The organism is Alteromonas sp. NFXS44, assembly GCF_040148705.1.
Taxonomy (GTDB): domain Bacteria; phylum Pseudomonadota; class Gammaproteobacteria; order Enterobacterales; family Alteromonadaceae; genus Alteromonas.
Genome location: NZ_JAGDEA010000005.1, coordinates 429,029 through 446,807, shown reverse-complemented (window position 1 = coordinate 446,807; position 17,779 = coordinate 429,029). Strand labels below are relative to the sequence as shown.

15 protein-coding genes are annotated in these 17,779 nt (G+C 50.2%); all 15 read left to right on the top strand.

What is annotated here, in order from left to right; all coding sequences use genetic code 11:
* Positions 1–65: 65 nt before the first annotated feature.
* The 15 genes from J3369_RS07245 (at position 66) to J3369_RS07175 (ending at position 17,754) form a co-directional block, all read left to right on the top strand.
* Positions 66–1,022, top strand: coding sequence for an AAA family ATPase (locus J3369_RS07245; RefSeq protein WP_349585414.1), 957 nt, complete (start codon positions 66–68; stop codon positions 1,020–1,022).
* A 4-nt stretch (positions 1,023–1,026) separates the two neighbouring features.
* A complete protein-coding gene (locus J3369_RS07240; protein WP_349585411.1) occupies positions 1,027–1,980 on the top strand; it encodes a DUF58 domain-containing protein in 954 nt (317 codons plus the stop codon).
* On the top strand, positions 1,977–2,504 hold the full coding sequence (locus J3369_RS07235; protein WP_349585408.1) for a DUF4381 domain-containing protein: 528 nt from the start codon (positions 1,977–1,979) through the stop codon (positions 2,502–2,504). Before J3369_RS07240 ends, J3369_RS07235 begins: the two co-directional genes overlap by 4 nt.
* Positions 2,497–3,516, top strand: coding sequence for a vWA domain-containing protein (locus J3369_RS07230; protein ID WP_349585405.1), 1,020 nt, complete (start codon positions 2,497–2,499; stop codon positions 3,514–3,516). The genes J3369_RS07235 and J3369_RS07230 overlap by 8 nt, the downstream gene beginning before the upstream one ends.
* The gene (locus tag J3369_RS07225; protein ID WP_349585403.1) at positions 3,513–5,468 is read left to right on the top strand and encodes a vWA domain-containing protein; all 1,956 of its coding nucleotides are present in this window, start codon (positions 3,513–3,515) and stop codon (positions 5,466–5,468) included. The genes J3369_RS07230 and J3369_RS07225 overlap by 4 nt, the downstream gene beginning before the upstream one ends.
* On the top strand, positions 5,468–7,207 hold the full coding sequence (locus J3369_RS07220; RefSeq protein ID WP_349585400.1) for a BatD family protein: 1,740 nt from the start codon (positions 5,468–5,470) through the stop codon (positions 7,205–7,207). Before J3369_RS07225 ends, J3369_RS07220 begins: the two co-directional genes overlap by 1 nt.
* A gap of 46 nt (positions 7,208–7,253) precedes the next feature.
* Positions 7,254–9,110 (top strand): DUF885 domain-containing protein, encoded by a 1,857-nt coding sequence (locus tag J3369_RS07215; protein WP_349585397.1) that lies wholly within the window; start codon positions 7,254–7,256, stop codon positions 9,108–9,110.
* Positions 9,111–9,227: 117 nt separating this feature from the next.
* On the top strand, positions 9,228–9,743 hold the full coding sequence (locus tag J3369_RS07210) for a sigma-70 family RNA polymerase sigma factor (RefSeq protein ID WP_349585394.1): 516 nt from the start codon (positions 9,228–9,230) through the stop codon (positions 9,741–9,743).
* The gene (locus tag J3369_RS07205) at positions 9,736–10,443 is read left to right on the top strand and encodes a DUF3379 family protein (protein WP_349585391.1); all 708 of its coding nucleotides are present in this window, start codon (positions 9,736–9,738) and stop codon (positions 10,441–10,443) included. The genes J3369_RS07210 and J3369_RS07205 overlap by 8 nt, the downstream gene beginning before the upstream one ends.
* A 139-nt stretch (positions 10,444–10,582) precedes the next feature.
* A complete protein-coding gene (gene putP / locus J3369_RS07200; RefSeq protein WP_349585388.1) occupies positions 10,583–12,097 on the top strand; it encodes a sodium/proline symporter PutP in 1,515 nt (504 codons plus the stop codon).
* Positions 12,098–12,296: 199 nt separating this feature from the next.
* Positions 12,297–13,211, top strand: a complete 915-nt coding sequence (gene cysD / locus J3369_RS07195; protein ID WP_119500758.1) for a sulfate adenylyltransferase subunit CysD — start codon at positions 12,297–12,299, stop codon at positions 13,209–13,211.
* Positions 13,211–13,804: an adenylyl-sulfate kinase gene (gene cysC / locus J3369_RS07190; protein WP_119500757.1), complete on the top strand. Its 594-nt coding sequence runs from the start codon at positions 13,211–13,213 to the stop codon at positions 13,802–13,804. Before cysD ends, cysC begins: the two co-directional genes overlap by 1 nt.
* Positions 13,804–14,592: a 3'(2'),5'-bisphosphate nucleotidase CysQ gene (cysQ, locus tag J3369_RS07185; protein WP_303575026.1), complete on the top strand. Its 789-nt coding sequence runs from the start codon at positions 13,804–13,806 to the stop codon at positions 14,590–14,592. The genes cysC and cysQ overlap by 1 nt, the downstream gene beginning before the upstream one ends.
* A gap of 3 nt (positions 14,593–14,595) precedes the next feature.
* Positions 14,596–16,011 (top strand): sulfate adenylyltransferase subunit CysN, encoded by a 1,416-nt coding sequence (cysN, locus tag J3369_RS07180; protein ID WP_349585382.1) that lies wholly within the window; start codon positions 14,596–14,598, stop codon positions 16,009–16,011.
* Positions 16,012–16,029: 18 nt separating this feature from the next.
* Positions 16,030–17,754, top strand: a complete 1,725-nt coding sequence (locus J3369_RS07175) for an SLC13 family permease (RefSeq protein ID WP_349585380.1) — start codon at positions 16,030–16,032, stop codon at positions 17,752–17,754.
* Positions 17,755–17,779 lie beyond the last annotated feature (25 nt).

Genomic DNA, 17,779 nt, shown 5'->3' with positions numbered 1-17,779 from the left:
TGATCAGTTAGCCGGTCAACGTAAATGTGCGCTGGTTTCAAAAAATAAAAGTGGATTAAATCACTATGTCTGCAGAGCAGTTTCAACAACTTCATACTTATTTAGACTCCCAGATTATTGGTCAGAGTGAACTGACGAAAAGCCTGTTGATTGCGCTTTTAGCCGATGGACATATGCTGGTTGAAGGCCCGCCGGGGCTGGCAAAAACCCGGGCGATTAATGCACTTGCTCATGGTATTGACGGCGACTTCCACCGTGTTCAGTTTACCCCTGATCTGTTACCGGCAGATTTAACCGGGACAGACATTTATCGTCCTGAGACCGGTGAGTTTGTATTTCAGCAGGGCCCCCTTTTCCATAACCTGGTACTGGCTGACGAAATTAACCGGGCGCCTGCCAAAGTGCAGTCTGCGCTGTTAGAAGCCATGGCTGAACGTCAAATTACAGTGGGGAATAAAACTTATGCTTTACCGCCTCTGTTCCTTGTCATGGCTACGCAAAACCCCCTTGAGCAGGAAGGGACCTACCCGTTGCCGGAAGCTCAACTTGACCGCTTCCTGATGCACGTGAGTATTGATTACCCGGGCGCTGACACTGAGCTGTCGATTCTGCGCCTTACCCGCGATGAAGAGCTGAAAAAAGCCACCGTTGCACCACCTTCTCTGAGTCAGCAGGATATATTCACTGCCAGAAATGCTGCTTTGTCTTTACATATGGCACCGGAACTGGAGCAATACCTGGTTCAGATCGTTATGGCAACCCGGACGCCTGAAGCGTTTGATGCAAAAATGGCGAACTGGATAGAATTTGGTGTAAGCCCGAGGGCCACCATTGCCCTTGACCGCTGTGCCCGTGCCCACGCCTGGCTGGCCGGACGTGATTTCGTCGGGCCGGATGACATTCAGGCTGTGGCACATAATGTGTTACGTCACCGGATTATTTTGTCCTACGAAGCCGAAGCGGAAGGCATTACCGTGGATCAGGTACTGGACAACATTATAAACCTGGTGGCAGTACCTTAAGCTGATGAACGCTGTACATGATACGCTGGCGGCACTGAAAAGCGACGGGGTAAATCTGTCGCTGAGTGAGTTGATCCGTTACCAGCAACTAACCAAACTGCTAAATCTGAAACCGGCTACACCGCCCAGGGCGCTGATGTCCGGTGGTTACCTGAGCCGGCACAAAGGCAGAGGCATGGAGTTTGATGAAGCCAGGCATTACCAGCCGGGCGACGATATCCGTGCAATCGACTGGCGGGTCACCGCCCGCACCGGCAAAACCCACACGAAAATATACCGTGAAGAGCGGGAACGGCCGGTATTTATTTTATGCGATTTAACCGCCGGCATGCAGTTTGGTAGTCAGTTGCTGCTGAAATCTGTTCAGGCTGCCCATATCGCCGCCCTGCTGAGCTGGTCTGCCGCCGCACGGGGCGATAAAGTCGGTGCATTTATTTTTAACGACACCATGCACCGGGAGTGTAAGCCGCTTTCCCGTCAGCGTGCTGTGTTATCTCTGTGTCACGAATTGATCCGCGTGCAGCAAGGGGTCGCTCAAAAAGACGCGCAGACGTCACAGGCATTTTCAGATGCCTGCCTCAGGTTACGCCGGTTAGCCAGGCCGGGCAGTCTGGTTTACTTAATTTCCGATTTTGAAAACCTGCAGCAAGGCGCAGAACAGCCCCTCAGTCATCTCGCCAGACATTGCGACGTACATGCTATCCGCGTGGGCGATCCTATGGATACCCATCTGCCCGACGTAGCGGTATCTCAACAGGTCAGCGTGACCAATGGCGCAGATGAACAAAGCTGGCTGCTGGGCGATAAGTCCCTGAGTAAAAAATACAGTCAGTGGCGGGGTGAAGTAAAAACGGGTATTGAAAGCTTCTTCCAGTCGAAAATGATTAAATTCAGCCAGGTTTCCGCCGGTTTACCGCTGGAGCAACAGCTTGAAATGCTGGGGGGGCAGCCACGATGACACCTCCTGCCGGACAAAATCCGTTAGATCAGTTAAAAGCCATTCACACACCGGCTGACGTCAGCGCGTGGCCGCTTGCCTGGGGTTGGTGGGCGCTGATTGCTGTTGTACTTATTATTCTTATCAGTGCCGTCATCGTCTGGCGGAAACATCACAGGTTTACCGGTGCGAAACGGGAAGCCCTCACCTTACTTGCCAGCACAGATACGCAAGTGAGTACAGCCCCGGCAAATATCAATGCCATCCTGAAGCGGGTCAGCCGTCACTATGATGAAAAGGCAATGGCTTCATCCAGGTCGGGAGAACAATGGCAGCACTACTTAACGACAGCCCTGCCCGAAAAAGAACGCGCATCATTTACCGCAGGATTTTCACCGGCGAACAGTAACATGTACCGTCCGCAAGGCGTCACACCGGAACAGGCAGAAGCGATGAAATCCGCTGCCCTGTTATGGGTGCGAAAAGCGCGTATTTATACCTTTTCTTTACGCAGTTCTGTAAAGGAGTCAGCCCGCAATGTTTGAATTTGCATGGTGGTGGGCATGGTTCGCCCTTCCGTTACCTTTATTATTTATGTTGCTTCCGGCACAGCCACGTTCTCAGGGCGCGGCACTGAAAGTGCCCGCATTAATTCCGGGTAGCGAAAGCGCTGTGAATAAACCCGGCCGCTCCCGGTGGCTGACGCTCATTGCTGTCTTAAGCTGGACCTTACTGGTCTGCGCCGCTGCCCGCCCCCAATGGCTGGGCGAACCGGTGAGTATCCCCAATGAAGGCCGGGAATTAATGCTCGCGGTGGACTTGTCCGGCAGTATGAAAATTGATGATATGGAAGTTAACGGCCGTCAGGTTAACCGCCTGGTCATGATAAAATCTGTCCTCCACGATTTTATTGAACGCCGTGTCGGCGACCGTCTCGGTTTAATTCTGTTTGCAGACACCGCTTACCTTCAGGCACCGCTTACCTACGACCGTCAGACCGTTGCTACCCTGCTGGATGAATCTGTCATTGGTCTGGTCGGGGAGCAAACGGCTATCGGCGATGCGATAGGTCTTGCGGTAAAACGTTTTAAAAAACGTGAAGACTCCAACAAAGTGGTGATTCTGCTGACCGACGGTCAGAATACGGCAGGAAATATCACTCCGGAGCAGGCTAAAGAACTGGCAATTGAGAGCGGCGCGACGGTTTATACAATCGGCGTCGGGGCAGATAAAATGCTCATCCGCAGCTTTTTTGGCAGCCGTCAGGTCAACCCTTCTCAGGAGCTGGACGAAGATATGCTCACCGATCTTGCGGAATCTACCGGTGGTCAGTATTTCCGTGCCCGCAATGCACAGGAACTGAACAGTATTTATGAGACGCTGGACAAACTTGAGCCCATCGAAGGGGAAGCAAGAAAACTCCGTCCCCGCACTGCCCTGTTCTTTTATCCGTTATCGCTGGCCTTACTGTTAACAGTGTTACCGGCGCTGCTTTATTGCTTCAAAAATATCTGGTACCGGGTAAGCGGCCGTACACGCGCAGGAGGACAAGCATGAATTTTCCTGTTCACGATTTTCATTTTCTCCGCCCGGAATGGTTTGCCGCCCTGCTCCCCCTGTGTCTGCTGATCTTGCTTATCAGGCAATATCGCCGCAGTCAGTCAGGCTGGCAAAGTGTTATCCCATCTCATCTTTATCAGCATCTGATTGCCGGCAAAGCCGTTGCAGGAAAACAGGCTCCGCTCAGTCTTCTTGCTTTGTGCTGGTTTGTCTGTGTGGTTGCCCTTGCAGGGCCGGTTTGGGAGCGTTTGCCCCAGCCTGTATTTCAGGTACAGGAAGGCCATGTTGTGGTCATTGATATGTCGCTGTCGATGCGTGCAACCGATGTATCGCCGGACAGATTAACCCGTGCAAAATATAAAGCCATTGATCTGATAAACAGCATTGATGAAGGCGAAACGGGACTGGTCGCCTACGCCGGTGATGCATTCACTATCAGTCCGCTGACTGCGGATGCCGGCAACCTGGTTGCCCTGTTACCCGGTTTAAGCCCCGAGATTATGCCTGTCGCGGGCAGTGATCCTTACCGGGGCATTCAGGAAGCGGCAGACTTGCTGCAAAACGCCGGCTATCAGCAAGGGAATATTTACTGGCTGACCGACGGTATTACCCTGCCACAGGCTCAGGATCTGCGCTCTCTTATCAGTGAGTTGCCTTATACAGTCAATATTTTAGGTATCGGCACGGAAGAAGGTGCGCCAATCCGCCAGCTTGACGGGCAGTTATTAAAAGATCAGCGCGGTCAGATTGTTATCCCTAAACTACGGGGTCAGCAACTGCAAAATCTCGCCAGTGCGTCGGGCGGTGCATACAGCAAGCTGTCTGCTGGCGACAGTGATATTAAACGTATTACAGGCCGGAATTTACTGCACAACAACGCAGAAGAAACCGGAGAACAAACGTCTCAGGATGGCGATCAGTGGGCAGAGCCGGGCCCCTGGCTGTTGTTGTTGATTTTACCCTTTGCCGCTTACGCTTTCCGTCGCGGAGTAGTACTCACCCTATTACTGGTTCCTTTGCTTGTTGCCACGCCACAACCGGCCTTTGCACAGGCCGGCGGGCCGGTCACAGACGGGGAACCGGAAGCAGAAACGCCGGTAACTTCCTGGTATGAAACGCCGTTTCTGAATGCCGACCAGCAGGGAGCGAAGGAATACGACGCTGGCAACTTTGATACCGCTGCAGATACCTTCAAATCTGCGGAATGGCAAGGTGCAGCAGCTTATGAGTCCGGTAATTATGAGCAGGCACTGGATGCATTTTCCCGCTCAGACAGTACAGATGCCGTGTACAACCAGGGCAATGCGCTGGCGCAACTGGGGAAGCTGGATGACGCCATTGCCCGTTACGATGAAGTATTAAAGCGGGATCCGGAGCATGCTGATGCGAAAGCCAATAAAGCCCTGCTTGAGCAAATGAAACAGGAGCAGGAAAAGCAACAGCAGGAACAGCAAAACCAGCAACAAAATCAGGACCAGCAGGATCAGAACGGGGATAACCAGCAGCCTCAGGACGGCCAGCAGAGTCAAAATGATGAGAATAACGGCAGCGACGAACAGCAACAGAACGAGCAGTCACAGTCTTCCGGTGACCAGCAACAGCAAGGCGGTGAAGGAGAGGAGCAGCAGAGCGAAAATCGCAATGAAGAGTCTCAGTCGCCCGGCCAGGAACAACAGAATGAACAAGCTGACGGACAGGAAGAAGAAAACGAAGATAGCGAGTCTCAATCTCCTGCACAGGCAGAAGAAGGTGATCAACAGCAACAAAATCAGTCAGCGCAGGCTCAGACCGGCGAACTGACAGACGAAGAAAAAGAAAAAATGCAACGTTTGGATAATTTGATGAAGAAAATCCCTGATGATCCTGCATTCCTGCTTAAACGCAAAATGCAACTTGAAGCACAACAACGACGTCGTCAGGGACCGCCATCAAACCGGAGCGAGTGGTAATGAAACAATCTCTCTTTTCAATCTTTCTCTTTCTGTGCCTGGCACATCCGGCACTGGCTGACGTCACCCGGGTTGAAGCTACTATTGATAAAAACCCGGTGATGGTGGACGAAGCGATACAATTAACTGTCACCGCTCAGGGTGATCCTGCCAGGGAAGCGTTCGACAGCTCCCCCTTACTGAAAGACTTTGTGGTTGGCCGCACATCGGTGAGCACACAAACACGTATTATCAACTTTGATAAAGAAGAAACCGTTACCTGGACGACTACTCTGTTTCCCCGTGGTGAAGGTAACTTTACGATCCCTGCGCTGACTGTAGAAGGAAAACAAACAAAACCTTTGACGGTAAACGTGATTCCGGTACAAGCCGGTCAGGATGAACCCGCCAGAGATTATTATTTAACGACGGATGTGGACACCAGTGAGGTCTATCTTCACCAGCAGTTACTTTACACTGCCAAATTATATCTGGCGTCCAATATTGAACGTGGAAGCCTGCAGGCACCAGAACTTCAGGATGCGCAAATTCAGCAGTTAGGTGACGACAAGCAATATTCTGATATTGTGAACGGTAAGCGGTATCAGGTTATTGAGCGTACGTTCGCAATTGTGCCGCAAAGCTCAGGCGAATTTACCATTAAGGGACCAGTATTCGCCGGTGAAGTTCTGGCTCAGGATCCGAATACCCGCTTTGGTTTCTTCAACCGCACGAAGCAAATCAACCGCCTCGGTCCGGATATTACTATTCACGTCAAGCCCGTGCCTGCTGATATTGATTACCACTGGTTACCCGGCGAATATGTGTCACTGAACGAAGAGTGGCCGCAACAATCGTCTTTTACTGTAGGTGAACCGGTTACCCGCACTATCACCCTGACAGCAATGGGTGTAGTGGAAGAGCAGTTACCTGAACTACCTCAGATGTATCCGCCCGGATTCAAGCTCTACCCTGACCAGGCCAGTACGGCTACCGTAAACAAAAACAATACGCTCATCGCCCAGCGGGTCGAGACGCTTGCGATGATCCCCACTCAGGCCGGCGACTTCATTCTACCTGAGGTAACTGTGCCCTGGTTTAATGTGCTGACCGGTAAAACGGAAACCGCCCGGTTACCGGCGAAGAAAATTACCGTAGCGCCGGCTTCAGCAACGGCAACGCAGGTTCAGCCTGCACCGCTTACTCAGGCGCAATCTGATAATACAGCCCTGCCCGCCCCCGCTGCACAGCCGGAGATACCGCAAGGTGCTCAAGGAACGGTGCCGCAAGCTGCACCGGCAGAAAGTAACGATACCCTGCTGTGGATTGTCTCTGCATTATGGATAGTGACGCTTGCCGGCTGGATTATTACTGTCATTTACTTCAGACGCCGTCCGGTGATGCAAGCTGAAAAGCCATCAGATGGGCGCGGTTCTGCAGGCAATGACGAAAAGCAGGCGTTTAATTCGCTGCAAAACGTCATTCAGTCCGGTGCACCGGGAGAAGTACAAAAAGCGCTCAGACAGTGGGCATTTCTGGCTGGCAAACAACATAGTCCCGCCGTGCCGGCAAACATTTATCTCAGAAAATCCGGTCTTCAACCGCAAATTGATGCCATGTTATCGAGTCAATATAGCGATAAGCCACAACAATGGGATAGAAAGGCACTGTTACAGAGTATTCAGGCCATCAGGCAACAGAACACGAAGCAGAGCAATTCAGCGCTGCCACCTCTGTATCCGGAAGGCCAGTCATCCTGATCTCTGCGTCTTCCGTACAAGCACAATATTTACCGGGAGACTCAGTTTGAAAACACTTTCATCATTTAAATTTACGCCGCTGGCGCTGCTTGTTGCAGCGTTGACGGCCTGTTCACCGGCACCGGAAACTGCTGCACCAGCGCAACCGGAGCCACCAGCCGGCACCCTAGCCAATCAAAGCGAATCTGAGCGTTTGAACGCGTTTTTTGAACGGTCGTTTGAAGAAGATTTGAAGCGCTCACCGGAATTTCAAAGCCGGCTCGGGAAAAAATGGAATTACGGCGAATGGAATGATCTGAGCGAAGAGCATAAAGAGCAGACCATCGCCATTAAGAAAAATCGTCTTGAAGAACTGGACAGCTTTAACCCTGAAATGCTCACTGAGCAGGAAAAGCTCAGTTTACGCCTTTACCGTATGGGCATAGAACGTGACCTCGCTAACGATGAATTCAGACACCATACTTATGTTGTTCATCAGTTCCGTGCGGCGCACACCAGCGTACCAAGTTTTTTGATCAATATTCATCGCGTCAGTGATGTATCTGACGCTAAAGCCTACATTTCCCGTCTGGATAAGGTAGATGAATATTTCGATCAGGTTATAGAGCAAATGACACTGCGGGAAAAAGCCGGCGTGTATCCTCCGAAATGGGCCTACGACCAGATGATTGCCGCCGCGAAAAATGTCATTACCGGCGCGCCTTTTGATACTTCAGAGACCCCTTCAACCATTTGGGAAGATTTTCAGAACAAGGTAAACGCGCTGCCCGTTGATGATGTTGAAAAACAGACCCTGCTGGGCGAAGGCAAAGCTGCTCTGGTCACCTCGGTTAAACCGGCTTACGAAGCGATAATGGCCGCTTTCGCTCACCAGAAAACCCTTTCACCGGAAGGTGACGGCGTGTGGCGCCTGCCCGACGGTGACAAATGGTATGCAAACCGCCTCGCCTGGTTCACAACGACAGATCTTAACGCTGAAGAAGTACATCAGATCGGGCTGGATAATGTAGAACGTATCCACAAGGCCATGGAAACCATCAAAGACAAGGTCGGTTTCGACGGGTCGTTACAGGAATTTTTCGAATTCATGCGCACCGATCCTCAGTTTTATTACCCGGACACGGATGAGGGCCGTGAAGAATACTTGCAGGCGGCCACGCAGGCAGTTGACGAAATGCGAAAAGCGCTGCCGGATTATTTCGGCTTAATTCCGAAAGCAGACATGATAGTAAAACGTGTTGAACTCTTCCGCGAACAATCTGCCGGTAAGGCGTTTTATCAAAGTCCTTCTCAGGATGGCAGCCGGCCCGGTACCTATTACGCCAACCTTTACATCATGGACGCCATGCCCACCTATCAGCTGGAAGCACTGGCCTACCATGAAGGGATCCCGGGCCACCACATGCAGCGGGCTATTGCACAGGAGCTTGATGGTATTCCTGAATTTCAAAAGTACCTGAGTGCTACAGCCTATACCGAGGGCTGGGGCCTTTATACGGAAGAGCTGGCGAAAGATATGGGCTTTTATGAAGATCCCTATTCAGATTTCGGCCGCCTTGCTATGGAACTATGGCGCGCATGCCGTCTGGTGGTAGACACGGGCATGCATGCTAAACAGTGGTCACGGGAAGAAGCGATTCAGTACTTACTGGAAAACACCCCCAACCCTGAACCTGACGTGGTTAAAGCAATTGAGAGATACATCGCCATGCCGGGCCAGGCCACAGCGTATATGATTGGCAAACTGAAAATTATGGAACTGCGTAGTAAGGCGCAACAGGCGCTGGGGGATAAATTCACCTATGCAGGCTTCCACGATGAAGTGTTAAAAGACGGACCGGTGCCCTTGTCAGTACTGGAAGAAAAGATTAACCGCTGGATTGAACAGCAACAATCTTTGTAAAAAGCCAACACGTTAAACAGGCAACCATTTAAGGTTGCCTGCTTCTCTCTATCCTGCCAGGCTAAAAATATTCTCTCATACTGAAAGTTTTCTGACATGCGACAGGTCTTAACTGTCATGAAAGAAAAACAACAACGTTACGAAGCACTGGTTCACGCATTTCATGGCGATATTTATCGCTATGCGCACTGGCTCACCCGCGACCCGGCGGTAGCTGAAGATATTGTTCAGGAAACCTTCCTGCGGGCATGGCGCTCACTGGACAGTTTGAAGGATGAGAAGTCAGCTAAGTCCTGGCTTATCACCATTGTCAGGCGGGAGAATGCCAGACGATTTGAACGCAAACAGCTTGAGACGGTGGACATTGATGATGTGCCGGTGGCTGACGAAGCATTTCATGCCGGAAACGGGGATGACACAGAAGAACTCCGGATACTCATTGCCAGATTACCTGCAGACTACCGGGAGCCATTGATCCTGCAGCTCATCTTCGGCTATTCCGGTGAGGAAATCGCAGAGCAACTGTCGCTGAATAAAAATACCGTGATGACGCGCTTATTCCGCGCCCGTAATCAACTCAGAGACATGCTGGAGAGTGATTCAGCACAACAGAGAGGTCGCCATAATGGATGATTTAGAATTCCGCCGTCGTATTTATGCCGATCCCAATACGACAGACAAAGACATGCTGGCCGCCATTAAAGGCGACAGCGACAAAGCCGCTTTGAAATCGTCACTTCAGCAACTTGACGGTAAATTGTTGCAGGCAGCCAAAGTGCCTGTACCCGACGATCTGGCGCATAAGCTCATCTGGCAACAGGCTACCGGTGAATTCAACCGTCATAAGCGCCGCAGCCGGTGGTTTATTGCCATGGCCGCTTCCGTGGCATTTATGGCCGGTGTTACCGGCACCATGGTATTCAATCAGGCGCCTGCAGATATCGGCACAGAAGCTCTGGCACACATGCGCTACGCTGAAATTGAAACACCCCATTCCGGCATTGAGGTTGGCATGCAGCAGGTCAATGCGAAACTGGCCGGTTTCGGCGGTACATTTTTACAGTCTATCGGTGATGTGGCTGTGGCCAACTACTGCCATCTTAACCGCCAGCAAACCTTGCATCTGATTTTAAACACAGAGCAGGGGAAAATGTCGGTGTTTGTTATGCCCCATAATGACAGCAATCCGGTGCCGCCTGCCTTCGCCGATGAAAAGTATCACGGCGAAAGCTGGTCCCTGCAAAACGCCAGCATTATGGTGGTAGGCGATAAAGGTGCTGATCTGAATCCGCTGGTGAAAAAAGTAAAAAGCAGCATCAGCTTTTCTGCATAATCTGCCAGCTTGTGTGAATTTCACGCAAACCGGTCAGGTGCAAAGTTAAATGCCCGATTGAAAAGACAGATAAACCAGACTGCCATAGAGACTGTATCTACTTCCTGTTAGCATAAAAGAAAAAACAGGAAGGAATAATATGGAAACAGGTACGCTGATTTCTCTGGGCATTTATTTTGCGGCCATGCTCGGCATCGGACTTTTCTCTTACCGCCAGACTAATAGTGACGTGGAAGGTTACATGCTGGGCGGAAGACAATTGGGCCCGGCGGTAACCGCACTGTCTGCCGGTGCGTCTGATATGAGCGGATGGATGCTGATGGGCCTGCCTGGCGCCATGTATGTTTCCGGGATCTCCGCAGGCTGGATTGCACTTGGTCTCACCATTGGTGCTTTCGCAAACTATATACTTGTTGCCCCGCGCCTGCGCTTATACACAGAAATTGCTAACAACGCTGTTACCCTCCCCGACTATTTCGAAAACCGTTTCGCAGACAATTCCCGGTTGCTCCGTGTTATTGCCTCGGTGGTGATTGTCATATTCTTTACTCTTTATACGTCATCCGGCGTGGTTGCAGGGGGTAAACTGTTCGAATCATCCTTTGGTTTGAGCTATGAAACCGGACTGTATGTCACTACCGGTGTGGTTGTGGCTTATACCCTGTTCGGCGGCTTTATGGCAGTAAGTATCACTGACTTCGTCCAGGGCTGTATTATGTTTGTGTCTCTGGTGATGGTACCGGTAGTCGTCGTGATGCAGTTAGGCGGTCCGGGCGAAGCGGTAGATGCAGTTAAATCCATCGACCCGGCGTTATTTGACGCCTTTACCGACGCCAAAAGTGGTGAAGCACTTTCACTGATAGGTATTCTGTCATTGATGGCATGGGGTGTTGGTTACTTCGGACAGCCTCACATCATTGTGCGTTTCATGGCTATCCGTTCAGTCAAAGATGTGCCCACTGCCCGTAACATTGGTATGAGCTGGATGATCGTTTCCATCATCGGTGCGTTAATGACAGGCCTGTTCGGACTGGCTTACGTGACGCAAAACGGTAATAGCATCGATCCGGAAACCATATTCATCTATTTATCTCAGTTACTGTTCCATCCACTTGTGGGTGGTTTCCTGCTGGCAGCTATTCTTGCCGCCATCATGAGTACCATCTCATCACAGTTACTGGTGACATCCAGTTCCCTCACCAGCGATTTTTACAAAGCGTTCCTGAGACGTGATGCGTCAGATAAAGAGCTGGTACTTGCCGGGCGGATTTCCGTTGTTATTGTCGCATTAGTGGCTATTTACCTGGCCTACGACCGTGACAGCACGATTCTCTCGCTGGTCAGTAATGCCTGGGCAGGTTTCGGTGCGGCATTCGGCCCGCTGGTGCTGTTCAGCCTGTTTAAGCGTGATATGACCCGCCGTGCAGCACTGGGCGGAATGATTGTGGGAGCCGTAACTGTATTGCTCTGGATTTACCTGCCTTTCACCATTGACGGACAAAGTTTAAGCAGTTGGATGTATGAAATCGTACCGGGCTTTATTTTATCCAGCTTAACTATCATTGTGCTCAGTAAAAGCGGTTCCCCCCGGGAAGGTGTTACTGAGGTTTTCGACAGCTTTAGTGAAAAGCTTCAGGCCTCAAAGCACGTCTAGCTTAAGCACGAATTACACCGTTAATACGTAACCAGAAAGCCGCTTTTTATAAGCGGCTTTTTGTTATGACAAATTCGTTTCAAGGTAATAAAACGGCTATTTCGTATAGCAAATCGGAATTACTACTTTGTGATCTAAATATGTTAGGGTTCTATATATATAATCGTTTAGCATATAACCTTAACTATCGGACTCGAAAATGACACTTGATATACCGTCTATTACCCATTTGAAACAACTCGAAGCCGAGAGCATCCACATTTTCCGCGAAGTTGCTGCGGAATTTGATAATCCGGTCATGTTATATTCTGTCGGAAAGGATTCCTCAGTGCTGTTACACCTTGCCCGCAAAGCCTTCGCGCCTGGCAAAATCCCCTTCCCTTTGTTACACGTTGATACCACGTGGAAATTCCACGAAATGATAGAGTTCCGTGACCAGCAAGCGGAAAAACATGGCTTTGATCTGTTAGTGCATATCAACCAGGAAGGTGTTGATGCCGGTGTTGGTCCGTTCAGCCACGGTAGTGCAAAGCACACAGACATCATGAAAACCGCTTCTTTGAAGCAGGCACTGAACAAGTATAAATTCGATGCTGCATTCGGTGGTGCCCGCCGTGACGAAGAAAAATCACGTGCGAAAGAGCGTGTATACTCATTCCGTGACAGCAACCACCGCTGGGATCCGAAAAACCAGCGTCCCGAGCTGTGGAACATCTACAACTCATCCGTAAACAAAGGCGAAAGCATCCGTGTATTCCCGATGTCTAACTGGACTGAGCTGGATATCTGGCAATACATCTACCTGGAAAACATCGATATTCCTTCTCTGTACCTGGCGAAACCTCGTCCTGTAGTAGAGCGTGATGGCGTATTAATTATGGTTGATGACGATCGTATGCCGCTGGAAGAAGGTGAAACACCGGAAATGCGTTCAGTACGTTTCCGTACCTTAGGCTGTTATCCGCTGACCGGTGCCGTTGAGTCTACTGCAGCGACCCTGCCTGAAGTTATTCAGGAAATGCTGCTGACCAAGACCTCCGAACGTCAGGGCCGTGTTATCGACCACGACAGCTCCGGTTCTATGGAGAAGAAGAAAATGGAAGGATACTTCTGATGTCGACGGATATCGTATGGCACAAGTACGAGGTCAATAAAAAGACCCGTGCCGAAAGCCTTGGTCAGACGCCTCGTGTGCTGTGGCTGACAGGCTTCAGCGGTTCCGGTAAATCCACCATTTCGAACCTGCTGGAACAAAAATTCCAGGAACAGGGCAAACACACTTATCTGCTGGATGGCGATAATGTACGCCACGGTCTATGTGGCGATTTGGGCTTCAGTGATGAAGACCGCGTTGAAAACATCCGCCGTGTCAGTGAAGTGGCTAAATTGTTTGTCGATTCCGGTGTGATTGTACTCACCGCATTTATCTCGCCATTTCAGGCTGACCGCGACTATTGCCGCAATCTGCTTGAAGAAGGTGAGTTTGTGGAAGTGTTTATCGATACCCCGCTGGACGTGTGTGAATCACGGGATCCAAAAGGGCTTTACAAAAAAGCCCGTGCAGGTGAAATCAAACATTTCACCGGTATCTCTTCCACTTATGAAGCACCGGTGAACCCGGAGATCCACCTGACGTATAAAGACGAGCCGGCAGAACAAACTGCGGAACGTTTGTACGCCATGCTTGAAGAAAAAGGACTTGTGTAATGGCATTACCTGATCCATTAGCAGAAAAAATTCTCGCCATCAGCAAACAAGCTGGTGACAAAATCATGGAAATCTACGAAAAAGATTTCGCTATTTATGAAAAAGAAGATACCAGCCCGCTGACAGAAGCGGACCTTGCTGCACACAACGTTATCGTTGCTGGCTTAGAAGCGGTATCTGACCTCCCTATCCTGTCAGAAGAATCTGCGGATATTCCCTGGGATGAGCGTCGCGGCTGGGATAAATACTGGCTTGTTGATCCGCTGGATGGCACTAAAGAATTCATCAAGAAAAACGGTGAATTTACGGTAAACATCGCCCTTATCGAAAACGGTAAGCCTGTAATGGGTGTGGTTTACGCACCGGCCCTGAAACGTTCTTACATCGGTATTGACGGACAAGGCGCGTGGATTGAAAACGAAGGCGGTTTTGCACCGATTTCCGCGAAAAAACACGCAGACGGTGAAGTCTGGAAAGTGGTAGGCAGTCGTTCTCACCAGAGCCCTGAAATCCAGAAACTGCTGGAAGATCTCGGCGGTGAAGCGGAACTGGTAGCCATGGGCAGTTCATTGAAACTGTGCCTGGTCGCTTCAGGTGAAGCCCACCTGTATCCGCGTTTAGGCCCCACATCTGAATGGGACACCGGCGCGGCCCACGCAGTTGCCACAGCAGCAGGTGCGAAAGTGACTGTACTGGACGGCGCAAACCCGCTGGCCGGAGATGCCCCTGACCTGACATATAACCAGAAAGAATCTGTGTTGAACCCCTATTTCTTAGTGAGCGCATAAGCAATGAATGTAGATAACGAATTATTGAAAGAAGACGTACTGGGCTACCTTGAACAGCACGAACAGAAAGACCTGCTGCGCTTTCTCACCTGCGGTAGCGTAGACGACGGTAAAAGTACCCTGATTGGCCGCCTGCTGCATGACTCAAAAATGATTTATGAAGATCAGCTGGCTGCGATCACCAAAGACAGCAAGAAGAGCGGCACCACCGGTGACAAAGTTGACCTGGCGCTGCTGGTTGACGGTCTGCAGTCTGAGCGTGAGCAAGGTATTACTATCGACGTAGCGTACCGCTATTTCTCTACCGATAAGCGTAAGTTCATCATCGCGGATACCCCTGGACACGAACAGTACACCCGTAACATGGTTACCGGTGCGTCTACCTGTGACCTGGCCATCCTGATGGTCGACGCCCGCGCCGGAGTGAAAACTCAGACCCGCCGTCACTCGTTCCTTGCCAGCCTTTTGGGCATTAAGCACGTTATCGTTGCAGTGAACAAAATGGATCTGATGGGCTTCAGTGAAAAAGTATTTGAAGACATCAAAGCGGACTTCCTGAAGTTTTCAGAAAATCTGAACATCCCTGATATTCAGTTCATCCCGCTGTCAGCCCTTGAAGGTGACAACGTAGTAAACCGCAGCGAACAATCGCCCTGGTATACTGGCAAGCCACTAATGGAAATGCTGGAAACCATTGAAATCGGTAACGATGACAACAAAGACGACTTCCGCTTCCCGGTTCAGTATGTAAACCGTCCAAACCTGGATTTCCGTGGTTTCGCCGGTACCGTGGTATCCGGTCAGGTTGCGCCTGGTGATGAAATCACTGCCCTGCCTTCCATGAAGACTTCAAAAGTTAAATCTATCGTAACGTTTGAAGGCGATCAGGAGCGTGCTTATGTACCACAGGCCGTTACGTTAACACTGGAAGATGAAATCGATATCTCCCGTGGTGACATGATTGTTAAGTCTGACAATTTGCCGCTGCTGTCCAGCCAGTTTAAATCTCACCTGGTATGGATGTCTGAAGAACCGATGATGCCGCATAAACAGTATCTGTTTAAATTTGCGACCAAATCGACTTCAGGTTCTGTATCAGAAGTAGAGTATCAGATTGATGTTAACACCATGGAACAAAAGCCGGGTGCGCATCTTAATCTGAACGAAATTGGCGTAGTTGACCTGAAATTCACTCAGCCTGTTGCCTGTGACAGCTACGAGCGCAACCGTGCGACCGGTGCTTTCATTGTAATTGACCGCCTGACTAACGGTACCGTTGGTGCAGGTATGATCATCGACCAGTTGGCCGAAGACAAGCAACACAAAACGCCTGAGTTCTCTGCTTTTGAGCTGGAATTCAACGAATTGGTTCGCAAGCACTTCCCACACTGGAACGCGCTCGACATCAGTAAACTGTAACGAGCCGGAACGGTTTATATGGATGTCAACCAATTGATGGTGCTGGGGGTTTTCTTCAGCACCATTTTTGCACTAGTTGCGTCGAATATGCGTCCTTCCACCATTTTCGCGGTGGCGATGCTTATTTTACTTGTATCCCAACAAATCACCTTCGATGAGATCCTTAATAACTTAACCAATAAAGGCCTGATCACACTGGTCCTTTTACTGCTAGTCAGCAGTGCTATTGATAAAACAGCATTGATTAAGCAAATTGGACGTAAGCTCATCACGCCCAGTTTTACTGTTTCCTACTGGCGGTTGTTCGGTCTGTCGTTTTTCTCGTCAGCCCTGCTTAACAACACCGCGATTGTGGCCAGCTTAATCGGGCCAGTAAAACAAAACCAGTATCACCCGGCATCGCGCCTGCTAATTCCGTTGTCTTACTCGGCCATTTTAGGTGGCACAGTCACGCTGATTGGTACGTCAACGAACCTGATCGTAGACTCATTTTTGCAGGAACACGGCCATCCGGGTTTCGCATTCTGGGATTTTACGCTCTATGGTCTGGCTGCCGGATTAAGCTGTGGCTTCCTGATGTTTGTGTTGTCGACCTTATTGCCGGACATTGCCAATAAGAAAACCGACTACCGCGCTTACATTGTGGAAGCAGAAGTGGAGCCGGGCTCTGAGTTGATTGGCAAAACCGTCGAGGAAAACCATCTGCGGAACCTGCCTGAGCTTTTTCTGGTGGAAATTGTGCGGGACGGACAACTTATCAGCCCTGTGTCACCGGAACTTATTATCCATCAGGGTGATAAGCTGATTTTTTCCGGCAATGTACAGAAGCTGGACAGCTTAAGCCACATTAAAGGCTTAACCATGTTCGCTGAAGCTGACGGCATACTGCGGGAAAACCTCACGGAAGTGATCATCTCTAACCGTGCGCAGATTATCGGACAAACGATTAAAGCACTGGGTTTCAGGGCCTTGTTTGATGCCGCCGTTGTGGCTATTCGCCGTGATGGTGAGCAGCTTTCCGGTAAACTGGGAGAAATTAAGCTGCAAGCCGGTGATTTCCTGTTACTGGCAACTGGTCCGGATTTCCAGACCAGACAGAACCTGTCGAAGAATTTCTTCATACTGTCTGAGCAGAAAATCTCCAGACCACTGACCAACTGGCAGGAATGGATCACTATGGGTGGTTTCTTACTGGTGGTGGCCTTGTCAGCAACGGATACGTTAAACCTTGGCATCGGATTGCTGTTCTTTGCTGCCATACTGGTAGGTGCGAAAGTCACCAGTAACGGAGAAATCAAACGTAATCTGCCACTGAATCTGATTGTAGTTATTGTCGGTGCACTCAGTCTGGCCAGTGCGTTGGAAAATGCCGGTGTTATCAGTTTAAGTACTGATTTTCTGATGCCGTATCTTTCTGACACAAACTGGTTTGTCGCCCTGTGTACAGTTTATCTGGCTACCCTGGTGTTAACAGAGTTTGTGACCAACAATGCTGCGGCAGCCCTGATGTTCCCCTTCGCCTATGGCGTTGCCGGACTTATCGGTGCACCGTTGATGCCATTCGCCCTGGCTGTTGCATTTGCTGCCAGTGCGAGCTTTATTTCGCCATACGGTTACCAGACTAACCTGCTGGTATTTAATGCGGCGAATTATCGTTTCTCACATTTCATCAAAATCGGACTACCCATTTCCATTACATACAGCACCATTGTGCTGGTGTTATTGAACATGACGTATTTCTGATAACGGTTGAATAGCAAAAAGCCCC